This is a genomic window from Streptomyces silaceus (assembly GCF_001419745.1).
Lineage (GTDB): Bacteria > Actinomycetota > Actinomycetes > Streptomycetales > Streptomycetaceae > Streptomyces > Streptomyces silaceus.
In genome coordinates this window covers 1-762 of record NZ_LIRJ01000532.1, presented here as the reverse complement: position 1 = coordinate 762, position 762 = coordinate 1, and the positions used below count along the sequence as shown (strand labels likewise).

Genomic DNA, 762 nt, shown 5'->3' with positions numbered 1-762 from the left:
GGGCACCGGCCTGCTCGTCGTGATCATCGCGGTGCTGACCCTGGCCTTCGTGGCGTCCGCCGTCTCCGGTGTGGAGAAGGGCGTGCAGTGGCTGTCCAACATCAACATGGTGCTGGCGCTGCTGCTCGTCGTGTTCGTGTTCATCGCGGGCCCGACCGTCATCATCCTCGACATGGTGCCGACGTCCATCGGCGCCTACCTCGACGACCTGCCGCAGCTCATCGGCCGCACCGAGGCCTCCAGCGGCAAGGGGGTCGCGGACTGGCTGAGCAGCTGGACGGTCTTCTACTGGGCCTGGTGGATCTCCTGGACGCCCTTCGTCGGCATGTTCATCGCGCGCATCAGCCGAGGACGAACGATTCGTCAGTTCGTCGGCGGCGTCATCCTGGTGCCGAGCACGGTCAGCCTCATCTGGTTCGCCGTCTTCGGCGGCAGCGCCATGACCGTCGCGAGCCGGGGCGGCCTCAAGGACGAGACCACCCCCGAGGCGCAGCTCTTCGGCCTGCTGCACGAGTATCCGATCGCCACGGTGACCAGCCTGCTCGTGATGATCCTCGTCGGCATCTTCTTCGTGTCGGGCGCCGACGCTGCCTCCATCGTGATGGGCACGCTCTCCCAGAAGGGCGCGCTCGAACCGGGCCGGATGGTCGTGATCTTCTGGGGCATGGTGACCGGCGCCGTGGGCGCGATCATGCTCCTGATCGGCGACGGCTCGGACGACGCGCTCACGGGCCTGCGCAACCTCACGATCCTCGTCGCGGC

At 67.6% G+C, this 762-nt stretch carries 1 protein-coding gene; it reads left to right on the top strand.

Annotated elements, in window-relative coordinates:
• The coding region (locus tag AOK22_RS43410) for a BCCT family transporter (protein ID WP_244165246.1) at positions 1 to 762 on the top strand (762 nt) is incomplete at both ends.